This is a genomic window from Amycolatopsis sp. cmx-4-61 (genome assembly GCF_046548775.1).
GTDB lineage: Bacteria > Actinomycetota > Actinomycetes > Mycobacteriales > Pseudonocardiaceae > Amycolatopsis.
The window spans coordinates 176,102-194,301 of sequence record NZ_JAEBEI010000018.1 but is presented as its reverse complement, the minus strand read 5'-3'; the positions used below and the strand labels follow the sequence as shown (position 1 = coordinate 194,301).

Annotated in this window: 14 protein-coding genes; 11 read left to right on the top strand and 3 right to left on the bottom strand. The window is 74.2% G+C overall.

Annotated elements, in window-relative coordinates; translation table 11 throughout:
- Nucleotides 1-8 precede the first annotated feature (8 nt).
- Nucleotides 9-4,217, top strand: a complete 4,209-nt coding sequence (locus ACLJOU_RS37000) for an HAD-IC family P-type ATPase (protein ID WP_410573928.1) — start codon at nt 9-11, stop codon at nt 4,215-4,217.
- A 215-nt stretch (nt 4,218-4,432) separates the two neighbouring features.
- Nucleotides 4,433-5,533 carry a serine hydrolase domain-containing protein gene (locus ACLJOU_RS36995; protein WP_410573927.1) on the top strand — a complete coding sequence of 367 codons (1,101 nt, stop codon included), beginning with the start codon at nt 4,433-4,435 and terminating at the stop codon, nt 5,531-5,533.
- A gap of 59 nt (nt 5,534-5,592) precedes the next feature.
- On the opposite strand, the gene ACLJOU_RS36990 is transcribed toward ACLJOU_RS36995, so the two are convergent.
- A complete protein-coding gene (locus ACLJOU_RS36990; protein WP_410573926.1) occupies nt 5,593-6,171 on the bottom strand; it encodes a helix-turn-helix domain-containing protein in 579 nt (192 codons plus the stop codon).
- Between the two features lie 387 nt (nt 6,172-6,558).
- Here ACLJOU_RS36990 and ACLJOU_RS36985 point away from each other — a divergent pair, with 387 nt between their 5' ends.
- The 4 genes from ACLJOU_RS36985 to ACLJOU_RS36970 all read left to right on the top strand — a co-directional run bounded on the left by ACLJOU_RS36985 (nt 6,559) and on the right by ACLJOU_RS36970 (nt 9,446).
- On the top strand, nt 6,559-7,041 hold the full coding sequence (locus ACLJOU_RS36985) for a DinB family protein (protein ID WP_410573925.1): 483 nt from the start codon (nt 6,559-6,561) through the stop codon (nt 7,039-7,041).
- Between the two features lie 169 nt (nt 7,042-7,210).
- The gene (locus ACLJOU_RS36980; RefSeq protein ID WP_410573924.1) at nt 7,211-7,705 is read left to right on the top strand and encodes a hypothetical protein; all 495 of its coding nucleotides are present in this window, start codon (nt 7,211-7,213) and stop codon (nt 7,703-7,705) included.
- 482 nt (nt 7,706-8,187) lie between these two features.
- Nucleotides 8,188-8,889: a choice-of-anchor P family protein gene (locus tag ACLJOU_RS36975; protein WP_410573923.1), complete on the top strand. Its 702-nt coding sequence runs from the start codon at nt 8,188-8,190 to the stop codon at nt 8,887-8,889.
- Nucleotides 8,890-8,891: 2 nt separating this feature from the next.
- Nucleotides 8,892-9,446, top strand: a complete 555-nt coding sequence (locus ACLJOU_RS36970; RefSeq protein ID WP_410573922.1) for a class F sortase — start codon at nt 8,892-8,894, stop codon at nt 9,444-9,446.
- A 19-nt stretch (nt 9,447-9,465) separates the two neighbouring features.
- Here the strand turns inward: ACLJOU_RS36970 and ACLJOU_RS36965 are convergent, their stop codons facing one another.
- The gene (locus tag ACLJOU_RS36965) at nt 9,466-9,879 is read right to left on the bottom strand and encodes an STAS domain-containing protein (RefSeq protein WP_410573921.1); all 414 of its coding nucleotides are present in this window, start codon (nt 9,877-9,879) and stop codon (nt 9,466-9,468) included.
- Nucleotides 9,880-10,071: 192 nt separating this feature from the next.
- Between ACLJOU_RS36965 and ACLJOU_RS36960 the strand changes: the two genes are divergently transcribed.
- The 5 genes from ACLJOU_RS36960 (at nt 10,072) to nrfD (ending at nt 17,475) form a co-directional block, all read left to right on the top strand.
- Nucleotides 10,072-11,580, top strand: a complete 1,509-nt coding sequence (locus ACLJOU_RS36960) for an MFS transporter (RefSeq protein ID WP_410573920.1) — start codon at nt 10,072-10,074, stop codon at nt 11,578-11,580.
- Between the two features lie 144 nt (nt 11,581-11,724).
- Nucleotides 11,725-12,015 (top strand): hypothetical protein, encoded by a 291-nt coding sequence (locus tag ACLJOU_RS36955; protein WP_410573919.1) that lies wholly within the window; start codon nt 11,725-11,727, stop codon nt 12,013-12,015.
- An 81-nt stretch (nt 12,016-12,096) separates the two neighbouring features.
- The gene (gene fdh / locus ACLJOU_RS36950) at nt 12,097-15,378 is read left to right on the top strand and encodes a formate dehydrogenase (protein ID WP_410573918.1); all 3,282 of its coding nucleotides are present in this window, start codon (nt 12,097-12,099) and stop codon (nt 15,376-15,378) included.
- A complete protein-coding gene (locus ACLJOU_RS36945) occupies nt 15,375-16,406 on the top strand; it encodes a 4Fe-4S dicluster domain-containing protein (protein ID WP_410573917.1) in 1,032 nt (343 codons plus the stop codon). The genes fdh and ACLJOU_RS36945 overlap by 4 nt, the downstream gene beginning before the upstream one ends.
- 31 nt (nt 16,407-16,437) lie before the next feature.
- Nucleotides 16,438-17,475: an NrfD/PsrC family molybdoenzyme membrane anchor subunit gene (nrfD, locus tag ACLJOU_RS36940; protein ID WP_410573916.1), complete on the top strand. Its 1,038-nt coding sequence runs from the start codon at nt 16,438-16,440 to the stop codon at nt 17,473-17,475.
- Between the two features lie 42 nt (nt 17,476-17,517).
- On the opposite strand, the gene ACLJOU_RS36935 is transcribed toward nrfD, so the two are convergent.
- Complete coding sequence (locus tag ACLJOU_RS36935) at nt 17,518-17,937, bottom strand: STAS domain-containing protein (protein ID WP_410573915.1); 420 nt, start codon at nt 17,935-17,937, stop codon at nt 17,518-17,520.
- Nucleotides 17,938-18,200 lie beyond the last annotated feature (263 nt).

The window sequence follows — 18,200 nt, the reverse complement described above, 5'->3', positions numbered from 1 at the left end:
AGGTTCGGGTGCTCGGAGGGTTGTTCGCGGTGACCAAGGCCGGGGCGGTGCTGGCCCTGGCCGGCCCGGTCCTCGTGACGCAGCAGGCGAAGAAGGCGGTTTCGGCGGTCGCCCCGCTCGCCGGGGAACTGGCCGCGGGCACGGCCGGGACCGCGGCGGAAGCGACCCGGACCGGCAGCCGCACCGCCGTGCGCGCCACGCGGGTCGTCCGCAACGCCGCCGGGCCCCGCAGTGCCGTCTGGCGGGCCGGACGGCGGCTGCACGTCCCGCTGCGGCCCGCCGGACGGCACTGCGGGGCCGGCCGCCCGGACGGCGCCGCGTTCGCCGCCGAGCTGGCGGAGCACGCCGACGTCGCCGGTGCCTACTGGGACGGCGGGCTCGGCAGCGTGGTCCTCCACCTCGCCGAAGAGGCGGCGGCCGGGCGCGTGCTCGCCCGGGTCGCCGACCGCTGCGGGCGGCACGGGCTGACCCCGGCCGAGCCGGGCGACTGCGCCCCCGCCCACCCGGGTGACACCTACGGGGTGCGGACCGCGGCGCTCGCCTTGGCGCTGGACGTCGCCGGCCTGGCCGTTTCGGTCGGGACCCGCGCCGCGCGCTCCCGGCGGCTGCACGAGACCGTGCGCGCGGCCGCCTCCGCGGCCCGGGAACACCCGGCCGTCCGCGCGGCACTGGACGAGCGGTTCGGCTGGTACACGGCCGAACTGGCGCGCTCCGGCGTCTCCGCCGCGGTGCGGGGGCTGAGCCAGGACCCCCTCGAACTGGCGCTGGACGCCGTCCTGCGCGCCGGGCAGCTCACCGAGGCGATCGCCCGCCTCACCGCGTTCGACGCCGCGCACGACGACCTCTGTTCGCCGGCGCGGCCCAGCCTCGGCGTGGCACCGCCGCCGCGCCGGGTCCGGATCCCGATGGAGGACTACGCCCGCAACGCCGTCGGTGGCGGCCTGCTCGCCGCGCTCGCCGACCTGGTGGTGCGCCGCAACCCGCGTCAAGCCGCCGAAGCGTTCCTCGCGGCGTCCCCGCTGCCCGCCCGGTACGCCGACACCGCCTTCCACACCGCGATGGGCACGGCGTTCGCGCGCGAAGGCGTGCTCGTCCGCGACCCGGACCGGGTCAAGGCACTGGACACAGTGGACACCGTGGTGCTGCACGCCGATGCGCTGCACGGAAAGGACGGCCTGGACCCGCACGCCGAAGCCGTGCTGGACGCGGCCCGCCGGGCCGAGGCGCGGGTGGTCATCACCGGCGACGGCGCCCGCGACCGGCTCGGCGAGTTCGCCGCGCTCGCCGACGACGTCGCCGAGGAACCCTTCTTCGGGCTGGTGACGCGGCTGCAGGACGAAGGCGGGGTCGTGCTGACCGTCGGGCGGCCGCCCGGCCGCTGCACGCCGAACTGCGACGAGGTCGCGGGCCTGCTGGCCGGTGACCTCTGCGTCGCCCTCGCCGACCGCGGCGCGCCGGTGCTGTGGGGCGCCGACCTGATCGTCCCGGCGGGGCTGCCGGGGGTGTGGCGGGTCCTGCGGGCGGCGGGCGCGGCGCGGGCGAACAGCAAGCGGGCCACCCGGGTGGCCACCGCGGGCGGCCTGATCGGGGGCCTGCTGCTGATGTCCCGTCGCCGCCGGACGCTGGTGCCGCTCGTGCCCCGGCTCGACCCGGTGCTGGCCGGCGGCCTGACCGGGCTGGTGATGGGCACGCTCGCCGCGGTGCGGGTGGCCGCGGCCCGGCCCCCGGCCGGACGGCCGCGGATCGCCTGGCACGAGCTGACCGGCGAGGAAGTCCTCCGGCGGCTCGCCGCCGCGGAAACCGAGCCGACGCAGCGGGAGCTCACGACCCGGCGGGTGCGGGCGGTGGCCGGCGCGGTCGCCCGGCACCCGGCCGCGGCGCCGGTGCGGTTCGGGACGGGCTTCGCCGCCGACGTCGTCGCCGAGCTGAACGACCCGCTCACCCCGGTGCTGGCCCTCGGCGCGGTCGCGTCCGCGGTGGTCGGCTCGCCGGTGGACGCGCTGCTGGTCGCCGCGGCGATGGGCCTGAACGCCGTCGTCGGCGGGGCCCAGCAGTTCCGCGGCCGCCGCGCGCTGGCGAAGCTGCAGGACGGCGAACGGCCGCGGGCGCGCCGGGAGGGCGGCCGGGTCGTCGACGCGCGGGCGCTGCGGCCCGGCGACCGGATCGAACTGCGGGTCGGCGACGTCGTCCCGGCCGACGCCCGGCTGCTGACCGCCCACGACCTCGAAGCGGACGAATCCGCGCTGACCGGCGAGTCGCTCCCGGTCGCCAAGCAGCTGGCCCCGGTGCCGGGCGCGCCGATGGCCGAACGCAGCTGCCTGGTCTTCGCCGGCACGACGGTGGTCAGCGGCGAAGGCACGGCGGTGGTCGTGGCGGTCGGCACGGAGACCGTGGCCGGCCGGGCGGTCGAGCTGGCCACCCGGACCGCCGCGGCGGTGGGTATCCAGGCACGGCTGCAGGACCTGACCCGCCGGGCCCTGCCGCTGACGATGCTCGGCGGCGCGCTCGTCACCGGCCTGGCGGCGATCCGGGGCCGCCCGCTGCGCCGGGCGCTGGCCGGCGGCGTGGCGATCGCCGTCGCCGCGGTCCCCGAGGGGCTGCCGCTCGTGGCCACCGTGGCCCAGCGGGCGGCCGCGCGCCGGCTGTCCGCGCGCGGCATCCTGGTCCGCGCCCCGCGGGCGCTGGAAGCTTTGGGCCGCTTGGACGTCGTGTGCTTCGACAAGACGGGCACGCTGACGGAGAACCGGCTGCGCGTGGTCACCACGACCGGGCCCGACGGGCACGCGCGCGAGCCGGAACCCGGCGACGTCGTGCTGCGGGCCGCCGCCCGGGCGTGCCCGGGCACGCTCGACGACCCCCACGTGCGGGCCCACGCCACCGACCACGCCGTGCTGGACGCCGCCGGCCCGGACGAGGGCTGGACCGAGCTCGCCGGGCAGCCGTTCGAAGCGAGCCGGGGCTACTCGGCGACCGTCGGCCGGGACGGGGACGGCGAGGTGACGCTGGTCGTCAAGGGCGCCCCGGAGATCGTCCTGCCCGCCTGCGCCGGCGCGGGCGGGCTGGCGCGGGCCGCGGAAGCGTTGGCGGACAACGGGTTGCGCGTCTTGGCGGTGGCGTCCCGGAAGGCCGGGCCGTCGCTCGAAGGCGACGACGACGCGGAGGTGCTGGCGGACCTGGAGTTCCTCGGCTTCCTCGGGCTGGCCGACACGCTGCGGCCCACGGCCGGGCCGCTGATCGGCGGGCTGCGCGCGGCCGGCGTGTCCCCGGTGATGCTCACCGGCGACCACCCGAACACCGCGCGGGCCATCGCGACGTCGCTCGGCTGGCCGTCCGACGCCCCGGTCGTCACCGGCGACGAGCTGGCGGCGCTGGACCGCGCCGGCCGGGCCCGGCTGCTCGACGGCGCCGGGGTGATCGCCCGCGTCGCACCGGAGCAGAAGCTGCAGGTCGTCGAGGCGCTGCGCGAGGCGGGCCGGGTGACGGCGATGGTCGGCGACGGCGCGAACGACGCGGCGGCCATCCGCGCCGCGGACGTCGGCATCGGCGTCCGCGCCCGGGCCTCGACCGCCGCCCGCACCGCGGCCGACGTCGCGCTGACCGACGACGACCTGACCGTCCTGCTGGAAGCGGTCGCCGAGGGCCGCGCGCTGTGGCGGAGCGTGTCGGACGCGGTGGTGATCCTGGTCGGCGGCAACGCGGGCGAGATCGGCTTCTCGGTGCTGGGCACGCTGCTGTCCGGCGATTCGCCGCTGGGCACCCGCCAGCTGCTGCTGGTGAACCTGCTGACCGACCTGTTCCCGGCGATGGCGGTGGCGGTCACCCGCCCGGACGACGACGGCGGTTCCGCGCCGGGCGGCCTCGGCGAGGACCTGACGCGCGCGATCACCAGCCGCGGCGTGACGACCGGCGTCGGCGCGACGACGGCGTGGCTGATCGGCCGGTTCACCCCGGGAACGGTGCGCCGCACGAGCACGATGGCGCTGTGCGGCCTGGTCGGCACCCAGCTGGCCCAGACCCTGCGCGGCCGCCGCCGCAGTCCCCTGGTGGTCGGGACGGCGGTCGGCTCGGCCCTCGCCCTGGCGGCGATCGTGCAGACCCCGGGGGTGAGCCAGTTCTTCGGCTGCACCCCGCTCGGCCCCCTGGCCTGGGCCGGAGTCGGTGCCGGCGTGGCCACGGGAGCGCTGACGTCGTCCCTGCCGATCCTGCACCGGCCGTAACCCGCGTGATCAGCCCCGTAACTCGCGTGATGGCGGCCGGAACGGCTTCGATCACGCGAGTTCCGGCTTCGATCACGCGGCTGACGGGTCCGGGCACGCGAGTCGCGGGGTAGCGCTGGCGCTACCCCGCCTTCGGTGGCAGGCACTCCTGATCTTCGGGCCGGATCCCGGCATCGTGGGTGATGTCCGATTCCGGTGACGAAGGAGCACAGAAGATGCGCAAAGTGGTGGCGATCTTGACCGTGGCGGGGCTGCTGGGCGGGACGGCCACGGCGGCCGAAGCGAAGCCGCCGCGGAACCCCGTCCTCCAGGAGCAGCTGGACGCGCTGGTGGGCCAGTTCCCGGCCGCGCTCGCGTCGGTGACGCGCGGCGGCCGCACGGAGTCGCTGGTCGCGGGCTCCGCGCGGCTCGGCAGCCGGGTCCCCGTCCCGGCCGACGGGCGGGTCCGGGCGGGCAGCAACACGAAGACGTTCACCGCGGTCGTCGTGCTGCAGCTGGTCGCCGAGGGGAAGGTGGCGCTGGACGCGCCGATCGAGCGGTACCTGCCCGGTCTGGTGCCCGGCGGGTCGGCGATCACCGTCCGCCAGCTGCTGCAGCACACCAGCGGCCTGCCGAACTACACCGAGTACCTCGGCCTCGAGGACATCGCGAAGCTGCGGCACCGGTACTTCGAGCCGCACGAGCTGCTCGCCGTGGCGCTGGCCCACCCGCCGAAGTTCGCCCCCGGGACGAAGTGGGAGTACAGCAACACGAACTACGTGCTGGCGGGGCTGCTGATCGAGCGGGTGACCGGCCGGCCGGTGGCGGAGCAGGTCACCGCGCGCGTGATCCGGAAGGCGGGGCTGCGGAACACGTACTGGCCGCAGGTCGGCGACGAGGGGATCCGGGGCCCGCACCCGCAGGGGTACGCGCGGTCGGGCGGCGAGGTGATCGACGTGACCGAGCTGGACCCGTCGTGGGGCTGGGCGGCGGGCCAGCTGATCTCCACCCCCGGCGACCTCGCCCGGTTTTCCCGCGCGCTGCTGGACGGCACGCTGCTGCCGGCCCCCCAGCTGGCCGAGATGCGCAAGACGGTCGAAGCGCCGTTGCTGCCCGGCTGGCGCTACGGCCTCGGCCTGTTCCGCGTCCCGTTGAGCTGCGGCGGCGAGTACTGGGGCCACGGCGGCGACATCCACGGCTTCGAGACGCGCGGCGGCGCCACCGAGGACGGCCGCTCGGTCGCCCTGGCGGTGACGGCGCTCCCGGGCACCTTCGGCGACTCCGACCGGGCGGCACAGGCCGTGCTGTCCACAGTGGACGCGGCGTTCTGCCGCTGACCGCGCGGCTCCCACTCGACGCCGGGCGACCGGCGGCTCCCCGAAGTGCCGGGCGTGCCTCACCGGGCGCGGGCGCGCAGGTGGGCGCGTTCCCCCTGCCTGCCGAACAGGATCAGCAGCTCGACCGCCTTGCCGTCGGCGCTGCCGAGCCAGTGCGGGATCGTCGTGCCGAACTCCGCCGCCTCGCCCGCGGGCAGCACCAGGTCGTGCTCCCCGAGGACCAGCCGCAGGTTCCCGTGGAGCACGTAGAGCCATTCGTGGCCTTCGTGGGTCCGGTGCTCCGGAACCGGCGGCGTGCCGGTGCCCGGGATGATCATCTTGTACGCCTGCATGCCGCCCGGCCACCGGGACAGCGGCACGAAGGTCATGCCGTGGCGGTGGATCGGGGTCAGGTGGATGCGGGGGTCGCCGGTGGGGGGCGCGCCGACGAGGTCGTCGAGCGGGACGTCGTAGGCGCGTGCCAGCGGCAGCAGCAGTTCCAGGCCGGCCCGCCGCTGCCCGCTCTCCAGCCGCGACAGCGTGCTCTCCGACACGCCGGTGGCCGCGGCGACGTCGGCCAGCGTCATCCCGCGGCGCCGGCGCAGCGCCCGCAGCCGGGGGCCGACCGCCTGCAGCACGTCCTCGAAGTCGTCGCCCATCCGGCCATCTTGCCGGAACCGCAAGAACGCGTGCCGATCCGGCCGCCGCCGGGTCAAGGTGGGGCCATGACCGCATCGGACACCGAACCGCCCCGGCCCGGGACGGCGACCAGGCGAGCCGCCTCCCGGACGGCGAGCCGCGCGCCGACACCGGCGCGCCACCGGCCCGGACCGCCGAGGTCGCCGACCACCGGCCGCTGATCCGCCGAGGCCCCGACCCGGCGGACGCACTCCCCACTGGCCGAACCATCCCGACCCACGAACGAGCAACCACCTGCCGCTGATCCGCCGGACCCGCCGAGGCCCCGACCCGGCGGCCCCAGTCCCCACCGGCCGAGCCATCCCGACCATCGAACCAGCGACCACCTCCCGCCGAAAGGACCACCCGTGCCCCGAACCCGCCGCCGGGACACCCCGCCGCCGCGCACCGGACCGGCCGAAAAGGACGTGCTGCGCGGCTTCCTCGACCACCTGCGGGCCGCCGTGGCCGCCAAGGCGCTGGACGTTCCGGAACCCGCCGTGCGGACGCCCGGTGTGCCGTCCGGCACGTCGCTGCTGGGCCTGGTGCGGCACCTCGCGCACGTCGAGCGCTTTACCTTCCTCGGCGAGGACGTCGCCGACTGGCCCGGCACCTTCCGGCCGCGGCCGGAGGAAACCGTCGCCTCGGTGGTGGCGGACTACCGCGCCGCCGGCGAGCGGGCGAACGCCGTCATCGACGCCTGCACCGACCTGACGCAGCCGGTGGCGCGCCCCGGCCGCGGCGCGCCGTCGATGCGCTGGGCGCTGGTGCACATGATCGAGGAGACCGGCCGCCACGCCGGGCACGCGGACATCCTGCGCGAGCTGATCGACGGCAGCACCGGCCGCTGATCGCACTCGGCCGATCTTGCGCGTTTCGCCTTCCGGGCGGGCGCCGGCGGCGATTCCACTGTGGAACGGGCGACCGGACGGGGAATTCCGGAGCGCGGACGGCGTCCGGCCGAGCCGGCCGCTACGGCTCGCCGTGCGGATCACCCGGAGGAGTGCTATTTGATCCGTTATGAGTGAATCACTGAACTACCCGCAGTCGTCCTCGTCGGCCGAGCCGGCGACCGCCCCGGCCCGGCCGGGCACGGTCGAAGGAGCCTTCTGGGCGTTCATCGCGGCCCCGGTCATCGGGCTGATCGGCGGTCTGCTGATCTTCGCCAGCCGGGACCAGATCGCCGCGACCCTCCGCGACACGAACCGGCAGCGCGGCGGCAACCTGACCGACGCGCAGATCGACCAGGCGGTGAACGTCACGATGATCACGGCGGTCGTGATCGCGGTGATCTTCGCCGCGCTGTACGTGCTGTTCGCCTTCAAGCTGCGCGCCGGCCGCAACTGGGCGCGCATCGTGCTGACCGTGCTCACCGCCCTGCAGCTGCTCTCGCTGCTGATCGGCCAGAGCACGATCGGCGGCTACCTGGCGGTGCTCGCCGCGGTGGTCGGTGTCGTGCTGTCGTTCACCGGTCCCTCGAACGCCTACTTCGCGGCGGCCAAGGCCCCGCGCTGACCGGACCCGCGCGGCGGCCCGGTGCGGACCGCCGCGCGGATCACCACGGCTTTCGCCGGACAGACAAAAGATCCCGCTCCGGCGCAAGCCGATTTCCCTTCCACGGCGGGAATTCCGTGGCGGTCACATCACGGTCCGTGTTTTCCGGCCCCCGTCCCGGCAATCACCCGACCGTGTCGGATCCGCCGTCCGCCTCCCCCGGATGCCGCAGCGCGCACTACCGACCGTCGGCGAACGCCGGGAAAACCCCGGCGAGAACGGCCACTTCACGGTGGCGCCGGAGTGCGTGATCACTTTTCGCGCACCCACCTCCGCCTCCGCCACCCCGCGACTTCCTTGCCCGCATCGGCGATTTTGGTAGCTTGGCCGAGCTTCTCCGGCGAACCGGTCGTCGTCACCGGTGCCGCGTCCCCGCTCGTGTTCCGGCATCCGTTGCCGCGGAAAGGAATTCCTCATGCACCACTCTGCTCCGGGCCGGGGGCGTGGCTGCTGCCGTGCTCGCCGCTTCCGCCGGTACCGCGGCGGCGGACGACGCCGTCAGCGGGTCGGCGTTCGGCGCTTCCGCGAGCGTTTCCCTGGCGCCCGGCGGCAAAGCGACCGGCACGGGCCCGCTGGCCGCGTCCAGCAGCCGGGGCCCGGCCTCGGCCAGCGCGGTCGACGCGCCCCTCGCCGGCCTCGTCACCGCGAAGGCGATCACCAGTTCCGTGGTGACCGGCGCCGGTTCCACGGCGGCGAAGGCCGCGGTCGCCGAGGCGGCACTGCCCCTGCTCGGCCCCGTCGCCGGCCGCGTGCCGGCCATCCGGCTGGTCAGCGCCCGCTGTGCGGCGGCCGACGGCCACGTCACCGGCGGCAGTGACCTCGCCGGCGCCACCCTCGGCCGCCTGGGCACGCTGCCCGCGGCCACCACGCCGAACCAGCGGCTCGGCGTCCCGGGCGTGGCGGAGGTGATCGTCAACGAACAGCTCCAGCGCTACGACGGCCACCTCGAGGTGACGGCGCTGCACATCAAGCTGCTCGGCGGCGAGCTCGGCCGCGGGGACGTGAAGCTGGCCTCGGTGGTCTGCGGCCCGTCCGGCGAACGCGCGCCCGCGGCGCCGCCGCGGCCCGACCAGGCCCGGCAGGTCACCGTCGTCCCCGCCGGGGCGCCGCAGACCGGTGACGGCAGCCTCGCCGCGGAGGGCTGACCGTGTTCCGCCGCGCCATTCCGATCCTCCTGGCCCTGGTCCTTTCCGGGTGCGCCGCGCCGGCGGCACCCACGCCGCCGCCGGCACCCGTGCCCGCCGGACCGGCGCGGTCCCTGCCGTCCGCGCTCGACGTCCCGGCCATCGGCGCCCAGTCGTCACTCGTGCCGCTCGGCCTCAACCCCGACCGCACGGTCGAGGTCCCGCCGGTCGACCGGCCACTGCAGGCCGGCTGGTACGAGTACGGCCCGGCGCCGGGCGAAACCGGGCCCGCGGTGCTCCTCGGCCACATCGACGGCGGCCACCGGAAGGGCATCTTCTGGCGGTTGCACGAGCTGAAGCCGGGCGAAGAGGTGTACGTCGACCGCGCCGACGGTGGCCGGCTGACGTTCGCCGTGACGAAGGTGGAGCAGGTCGCGAAGGACGCGTTCCCGACCGAAGCGGTGTACGGCGACACGCCCGATCCGCAGCTGCGCCTGATCACCTGCGGCGGCCGGTACGACGCGGCGAACCGGAACTACCTCGACAACGTCATCGCCTACGCGGAACTCAAGCGGTGAGAACGTCCGATGTGGACGGTCAGCTGTGCCACATCCGGGCGGCCAGCCGGAGGAATTCGCGGCCGTCGCCGGCGCTCAGTGCGGTATCGCGATCGGGGTAGACGTCCAGCACCCGCTCCGCCCCGGTCAGCCGCAGCGCCCGGCTCACCACGGCGTTGCCGCCGGTGACGACCCGCAGCCGGGCGTTGCGGGCGGCGGCGCGGTCGGTCACCGCGCTCAGCACCCGGACCCCCGCGGCGCCGAGGAACTGCAGGCCGCCGAGGTCCAGCACGATCACCTGCGGTTCCGGGCTCACGGCCAGCGCCGCGGCCACCGCCCCGACGACGACGAGCACCGTCCCGGCGTCGAGCTCGCCGGCCAGGGCCAGGAACGCCGGCTCGCCGTGCGAGCACGAAACCCGCAGCCGCCGGGTCGGGGAACCTGAGGACGCCACGCGAAAACACCCCATCTTCGGAAGAGACCGGCCGGGTTCGGGGACTGCGGCTCCGGCGCCACCCGCCCGCGCCAGGTTAATGACGGTCACCAGCTGCTCACAAGCCGTGACCACGCGACTCGACCCGATCGTGTTTCACCAGGGCAAGCGGGGGGAAGTCACGCGGGGCGATCTGCTCTCAAGGAGGTTGTCATGGCGGCAACACCCGATCCGGCGCCGACCGGGGTGCGCACGCTCATCCCGGCGCGCATCGACCGGTTGCCCTGGTCCCCGTTCCACACCCGGATGGTCGTGGCCCTCGGGGTGGCCTGGATTCTCGACGGCCTGGAGATCACGGTGGCCAGCGCGGTCGCCGACACCCTGACCAAGCCCGAGACGCTGCACATGTCGTCGGCGGCCGTCGGGCTGCTCGCGACGATCTACCTCGCCGGCGAGGTGGTCGGGGCGCTGTTCTTCGGCAGTCTCTCCGACAAGCTGGGCCGGCGGAACCTGTTCATGCTGACGCTGGCCGTCTACCTGGTCGGCAGCGGGCTCACCGCGCTGACCCTGGGCAACGGTGTCGGCTGGGTCATCTTCCTCTACGCCACCCGGTTCGTCGCCGGCATGGGCATCGGCGGCGAGTACGCCGCGATCAACTCCGCCATCGACGAGCTGATCCCGGCCCGCTACCGCGGCCGGGTGGACATCGCCGTCAACGGCACCTACTGGGCCGGCGCGGTGCTCGGCACGCTCGGCACGTTCATCCTGCTCAACCAGCTGAACCTGTCGCTGGGCTGGCGGCTGGGCTTCCTCATCGGCCCGGTGCTCGGGCTGGTCATCCTGCTCGTGCGGCGGCACCTGCCGGAGAGCCCGCGCTGGCAGATCATGCACGGCAAGGCCGACGCCGCCGAGGAGTCGATCGCCCAGATCGAGCAGGAGGTCGAGCACGGCGGCCGTACCCTGCCCCCGGTCGACGAGAAGAAGGCGATCGAGGTGACGCCCGCCGAGCAGATCGGGTACGTGGCGCTGGCCAGGGTGCTGTTCCGCGAATACCCGTCGCGGGCGGTCCTCGGTGCCTCGCTGATGATCAGCCAGTCGTTCCTGTACAACGCGATCTTCTTCACCTACACGCTGGTGCTGGGCAAGTTCTACGGGGTGTCGTCGGCCGCGACGCCGATCTACCTCATCGCGTTCGCGGTGGGCAACCTGGTCGGCCCGTTCGCCATCGGGCACCTGTTCGACACCCTCGGCCGGCGCAAGATGATCTCCGGGACCTACATCGTGTCCGGCGTCCTGCTGGCGATCACGGCGGTGCTCTTCTACGCGGGCGCGCTCAACGCGATCACCCAGACGATCGCCTGGTGCGTGATCTTCTTCTTCGCCTCCGCCGGCGCGAGCGCGGGTTACCTGACGGTCAGCGAAATCTTCCCCCTGGAAGTCCGGGCGAAGGCGATCGCGGTGTTCTTCGCGATCGCGCAGTGCTTCGGTGCGCTGGGCCCGGTGATCTACGGCGCGCTGATCGGCACGGGCGACCACCCGGCCCGCCTGTTCGTCGGCTATCTGCTGGGCGCGGCGGTGATGGTCGCGGGCGGCCTGGTGGCCCGGTTCCTGGCGGTGGACGCGGAGGGCAAGTCCCTCGAGGACGTCGCCCAGCCGCTGGCGGCCGCCGGGCGCCGTGGCCGGACGCGGGCGGAAGGGGCGTCGTCGCCCTTCTCCACCTGACACCTGACGACCCAAGCCTGACGACCCACGCCTGACGACCCACGCGGAAAAGGCCGCCACCGGTGTTGCCCCGGTGGCGGCCTTTTCCGTTTCCCGGACCCGTCCGGGGTTATCCCCCGCCCACCCGCGGAACGGAGGGCCGACATGAGCAGGCGCACCGAACCGGCCGTGGCCGCCTCCGACCGGTGGGTCGACGAGGACGGCGTCCGCGCACCCGGCGGGTCCGTGCACGCCTGGCGGCCGGGCACCAACCAGACCCTCTGCGGCGTCCCGCTGCACAAGGCCGGCCTGCAGCGCTTCCCGCACGTCCTCTGGATCGACGCGCGGTGGCTGGCGGAGACGACCGAGGAGCGGATCGTCCTCTGCCACCGGTGCGCCGCGGCGGCCGGGGACCGCCCCGGACGGCGGTGGACGCGTGTCCATCCCCGGCCGTGACGGCCGGATCGGTTTAAGCTGGGGGCACCCGGGTAGCCGTCCGTCGGAGAAGCGGCGCCGGGCACGGTTCGGGAGGTGGGCGTGGGACCACGGAAGTGGCTGGAGTCCTGGCCCGTCTACCGCCAGCTGACCGGCACGGATCCGCTCGGCCGGGGCAAGGCGGCGGAGTCCCCGCACTCGGCGGCGCTGACCCCGCGCACCGCGAGCGCCGACCGGGTCGCCAAGTCCGTCTGCCCCTACTGCGCCGTCGGCTGCGGGCAGGAGGTCTTCGTCAAGGACGAGAAGGTCGTCCAGATCGAAGGCGATCCGCACAGCCCGATCTCCCGCGGCCGCCTCTGCCCCAAGGGCTCGGCGAGCAAGCAGCTGGTCACCGGCCCGCAGCGCGAGCAGAAGGTCCGCTACCGCGCGCCGTACGCCACCGAGTGGACCGAGCTGGATCTCGCCACGGCCATGGACATGGTCGTCGACCGCGTGCTCGATGCCCGCCGCAAGGGCTGGCAGGACAGCGACGAGCACGGCAAGCCGCTGCGCCGCACGATGGGCCTCGCGAGCCTCGGCGGCGCCACCCTGGACAACGAAGAGAACTACCTGATCAAGAAGCTCTTCACGGCGCTGGGCGCGATCCAGATCGAAAACCAGGCGCGTATTTGACACTCCGCCACGGTTCCCGGTCTGGGGACTTCCTTCGGTCGCGGTGGCGCGACGGACTACCAGCAGGACCTGCAGAACTCCGACTGCGTCGTCATCATGGGCTCGAACATGGCCGAGGCGCACCCGGTGGGGTTCCAGTGGGTGATGGAGGCGAAGGCCCGCGGGGCCGAGGTGCTGCACATCGACCCGCGGTTCACGCGCACCAGCGCGCTGGCCGACGCCCACGTCCCGCTGCGGGCCGGCACGGACATCGCGTTCCTCGGCGGCGTGATCAACCACATCCTGAGCAACGACCTCGACTTCCGCGAGTACGTGGTCGCCTACACCAACGCCTCCTTCCTGGTGAGCGAGGACTTCCGGGACACCGAGGACCTGGACGGCCTGTTCAGCGGCTATGACGAAGCCAAGGCCGCCTACGACCCGGCGACCTGGCACTACGAGAGCATCGCGAAGAAGGAAGGCGGCGGGCACGGCAAGGAGACGTCGGCGTCCGACCAGCACGGCTCGGGCGGCCCGGTGCTCGAAGGCGGCAGCGAGGAGATCGCCGCCGACCCGACGCTGCAGCACCCCCGCTGCGTGTTCCAGATCCTCAAGCGGCACTACGCCCGGTACACGCCGGAGATGGTCGAGGCGACCTGCGGGACGCCGAAGGAGCTGTTCCAGCGCGTCTGTGCCGCCTGGACGAGCAACTCGGGCCGGGAACGCACCGCCGCTCTGGTCTACAGCGTCGGCTGGACGCAGCACAGCGTCGGCGCCCAGTACATCCGGGCCGGCTCGATCATCCAGCTGCTGCTCGGCAACATCGGGCGCCCCGGCGGCGGGGTGTTCGCGCTGCGCGGGCACGCGAGCATCCAGGGCTCGACCGACATCCCGACCCTGTTCAACCTGCTGCCCGGCTACCTGCCGATGCCCACGCCCGAACAGGCCACGCTGGCCGACTACCTGGACACCGTCAGCGGCGACAAGCAGAAGGGCTTCTGGCGCAACGCCGACGCCTACACCGTCTCGCTGCTCAAGGAGTACTGGGGCGAAAAAGCCACCGCGGACAACGACTTCTGCTTCGACTACCTGCCGCGGATCAACGGCGACCACGGCACCTACCGCACGGTCATGGACATGGTCGACGGGAAGGTGTCCGGGTACTTCCTGCTCGGGCAGAACCCGGCCGTGGGATCGGCGCACGGCCGGCTGCAGCGGCTCGGCATGGCCAACCTCGACTGGCTGGTCGTCCGGGACCTGACGATGATCGAGAGCGCGACCTTCTGGAAGGACTCGCCGGAGATCGAGACCGGCGAGATCGTCACCGAGCAGTGCCGGACCGAGGTGTTCTTCTTCCCCGCCGCCTCGCACGTGGAGAAGGAAGGGACGTTCACCCAGACCCAGCGCATGCTGCAGTGGCGCGAGAAAGCCGTCGACCCGGCCGGGGACCAGCGCTCGGAGCTGTGGTTCTTCTACCACCTGGGCCGGCTGGTCCGTGACCGGCTGGCGGGGTCGGCCGACGAGCGCGACCGGCCGGTGCTGGACCTTTCCTGGGACTACGCGGTCCACGGCGACGAACCGTCCGCCGAGGACGTGCTGCGGCGGATCAGCGGCCGGGACCTCACCACCGGCAAGGAGGTCGGCGGCTACCTGGAGCTCAAGGCCGACGGCAGCACGTCCTGCGGGTGCTGGATCTACAGCGGCGTCTACGCCGACGGCGTCAACCAGGCCGCGCGCCGCAAGTCCCGCTTCGAGCAGGACCTGTACGCGCGGGAGTGGGGCTGGGTGTGGCCGCTGAACCGGCGGGTGCTCTACAACCGCGCTTCGGCCGACCCGCAGGGGCGGCCGTGGAGCGAGCGCAAGGCCCTCGTGTGGTGGGACGCCGAGCGCGGCGAGTGGACCGGTCACGACGTCCCCGACTTCGAAAAGACCAAGCCGCCGGACCACGTCCCGCCGCCGGACGCCGTCGGCCCGGCCGCCCTGCGCGGCGACGACCCGTTCATCATGCAGTCCGACGGCAAGGCCTGGCTGTTCGCGCCGACGGGGCTGGCCGACGGGCCGCTGCCGACGCACTACGAGCCGCACGAATCGCCGTTCCGCAACCCGTTCTACGCGCAGCAGGCCAATCCGACGCGGAAGGTCTACGGGCGCAAGGACAACCCGTCGCACCCGTCGCCGCCCGAGGCGCACGGCGAGGTGTTCCCGTTCGTGTTCACCGCCGCGCGGCTGACCGAGCACCACACCGCGGGCGGGATGAGCCGCACCCTGCCCTACCTGTCGGAGCTGCAGCCGGACCTGTTCGTCGAGGTCTCCCCCGAGCTGGCCAAGCTGCGCGGGCTCTCGCACCTGGGCTGGGCGCACGTCGTCACCGCGCGGGCGGCCGTGGAGGCGCGGGTGTTCGTGACCGACCGGATGGCGCCGCTGCGCGTACAGGACCAGGTCGTGCACCAGGTGTGGATGCCCTACCACTGGGGCGGCTCCGGGCTGGTCTCCCGCGACGTCGTCAACGACCTGCTGGGCGTGGTGGTGGACCCGAACGTCTTCATCCAGGAGAGCAAGGTCGCCACGTGCGACGTCCGGCCCGGACGGCGGCCGCGCGGCGGCGAGCTGCTCGCGCTGCTCGAGGAGTACCGCACGCGGGCGGGGATCACGCCGGAAACGGGCACGCAGGTCGCGACCGTGCACGACACGCGGCACGTCGAACCCGGTCACGCCACGGAGGACCGACCATGAGCATCGAAGACCGGCTGTCCGGGCCGCTGCCGGACGTCGCCGGCGAGGCCGGGCACACCGGGCACCCGCCGCGGGTCGGGTTCTTCACCGACACGTCGGTGTGCATCGGCTGCAAGGCCTGCGAAGTCGCCTGCAAGGAGTGGAACAACGTCCCGGAAGACGGGCTCGACCTGCTGGGGATGTCGTTCGACAACACCGGCGCGCTGGGCGCGAACTCGTGGCGGCACGTGGCCTTCATCGAGCAGCAGCGCCCGCTCGGGGAGCAGTCGCCGGGGCTCGAAGGGCTGCCGACCGGCCCGTCCGCGATCGACGTGACCACCGCCTTCGTGGCCGACGAGCTGCGCGACGCCCCGCGCGGTGGCGGCGGGCTGGGCACCACGCCCCTGCCGCGGGCGCCGGAGAACCTCGGGATGCCGTCGTTCGACCTGCCGGGCGCGCAGACCGGGGCCGAGGGCCGGACCGACTTCCGCTGGCTGATGGCGTCGGACGTGTGCAAGCACTGCACGCACGCCGGCTGCCTCGACGTCTGCCCCACGGGCGCGCTGTTCCGCACCGAGTTCGGCACGGTCGTGGTGCAGCAGGACATCTGCAACGGCTGCGGCTACTGCGTTTCCGGCTGCCCGTACGGCGTCATCGACCGGCGCCCGGACGACGGGCGGGCGCAGAAGTGCACGCTCTGCTACGACCGGCTCCACGACGGTCTCGAACCGGCGTGCGCGAAGGCGTGCCCGACGGACTCGATCCAGTTCGGCGAACTCGACGAGCTGCGCGAGCGGGCGGCCCGTCGCGTCGAGCAGCTGCACGAACGCGGGGTGCCGGAAGCGCGGCTGTACGGCCACGACCCGGCCGACGGCGTCGGCGGCAACGGCGCGTTCTTCCTGCTGCTGGACGAGCCCGAGGTCTACGGGCTGCCGCCGGATCCAGTGGTGCCGACGCGCGACCTGCCCGCGATGTGGAAGTACGCCGGGATGGCGGCCTCGGCACTGCTCGCCGCCGCGGTCGCGTCGTTCGGCCGGAGGCGCCGGTGACCCCGCACGCCGCATTCGGAGGACACCGCCGATGAGTGAAGACCCCCTGCTGCGCGAACCCCGCAGCGACGCCCAGGCCGCGGACACCGGCGCCCGTGTCTTCGGGCGGCGGCGCAAACGCGGCGGTGGCGACGGCACGCGCGAGGAATCCATGGTGCCGCGCGCCGAATTCCGCTCCTACTACGGGCGGCCGGTGCTCAAGCCGCCGGTGTGGGAGTGGAAGGTGCCGGCGTACCTGTTCACCGGCGGGCTCGCGGCGGGGACGTCGCTGCTGGCCGCCGGAGCCGACCTGACCGGCCGTCCCGCGCTGCGCCGGGTGGGCCGCACGGGGTCGATGGCGGCGCTGCTCGCCAGTGTCTACCTGCTCGTCGCCGACCTCGGGCGGCCCGAGCGGTTCCACCACATGCTGCGGGTCGCGAAACCGACGTCGCCGATGAGCGTGGGGACGTGGATCCTGAGCGCGTTCGGGCCCGGGATGGGCGTCGCCGCGGCCGCCGAGGTGCTGCCCGCCGGGCTGCGCCGCTCGCTGCCCGGCCGGCTCCTGGGCGCGCTGGCCCGGCCCGCGGGGCTGTCGTCGGCGGTCGTCGCCCCGGCCGTCGCGTCCTACACGGCCGTCCTGCTGTCGCAGACGGCGGTTCCGGCGTGGCACGAGGCCCACGCGGAACTGCCGTTCGTGTTCACCGGCTCGGCGGCGGCGAGTTCCGGCGGCTTCGCGATGGTGCTCGTCCCCGTCGAGGAGGCGGGCCCGGCCCGCACATTGGCGGCCCTCGGCGCGGCGACGGAACTGGTGGCGGCGAAGGTGCTGGAGAAGCGGCTCGGCCTCACGGCGGAGGCGTACACGACGGGCAAGGCGCACCGGCTGCGCAAGTGGTCGGAACGCCTGACCGCGGCGGGGTTGCTGGGCGCGCTGTTCGGGCACCGCAGCCGCGCGCTGTCGGTGGCGGCCGGTTCGGCATTGTTCGCCGGGAGCGCTTTGCAGCGCTTCGGGGTGTTCGAGGCCGGCGTCGAGTCCACGAAGGACCCCAAGTACGTCGTCGTGCCCCAGCGGGAGCGCCTGAACCGGCGGTGACGACCGCGGCGAGCCCGCGTACCCGGACGGGTCGGACTGCGGTCAGCCGCGGGTGGTGGCCCGCAGGCGGGGCAGCAGGGCCAGCCAGTCCGCCGCCGCTTCGACATCGCGGTGGATCGGGAGCACCTGCTCCAGGCCGAGGACCTCGAGCGGCCGCAGTACCGCGCGTCCCCGGGCCGCGATCGCGAACGGCACCCCGCTCACGTGCGCCTCCGAGGCCGCCACCAGCAGCTCCGTCACCCCGCCCGCGCCGCAGAACGACACTTCCGACAGGTCCAGCACCAGCGCCCGGGGCGCGAGGTCGATCTCCTCGCCCAGCCGCGTCCGGAGCCGGCCCAGCACCGGCAGGTCGATCTCGCCGCGGACCGCGACGATCGTCGCCTCCGCCGTGGCGGTCACCCGCAGGGTCATCGCGGACGGGACGTCGACGCGGAACCGGGGAGCGGCAATCTGGTCGAGCACACAGGCCTCCTCGAAGCGAGGGACGGCCGGGAAGGCGCTCCGCCTCCCGGCCCACCCACGGGACGGACGCACGGGCGAGCTGGCGGGCGGCTGCCGGTTGAACCGCGATGCCCCACACCGTACGCCTCCACGGCCGCGACTTCCGCCCCGCCACCGAATTCGTCGAATTCGGACCCGGGTGCGGCGCATGCCCGGATCGGGCGGCCGCCGGTGCGGGTAACGGTTGCCGATCCAGTCGACTCCGAACGCCCACCGCACCGCCG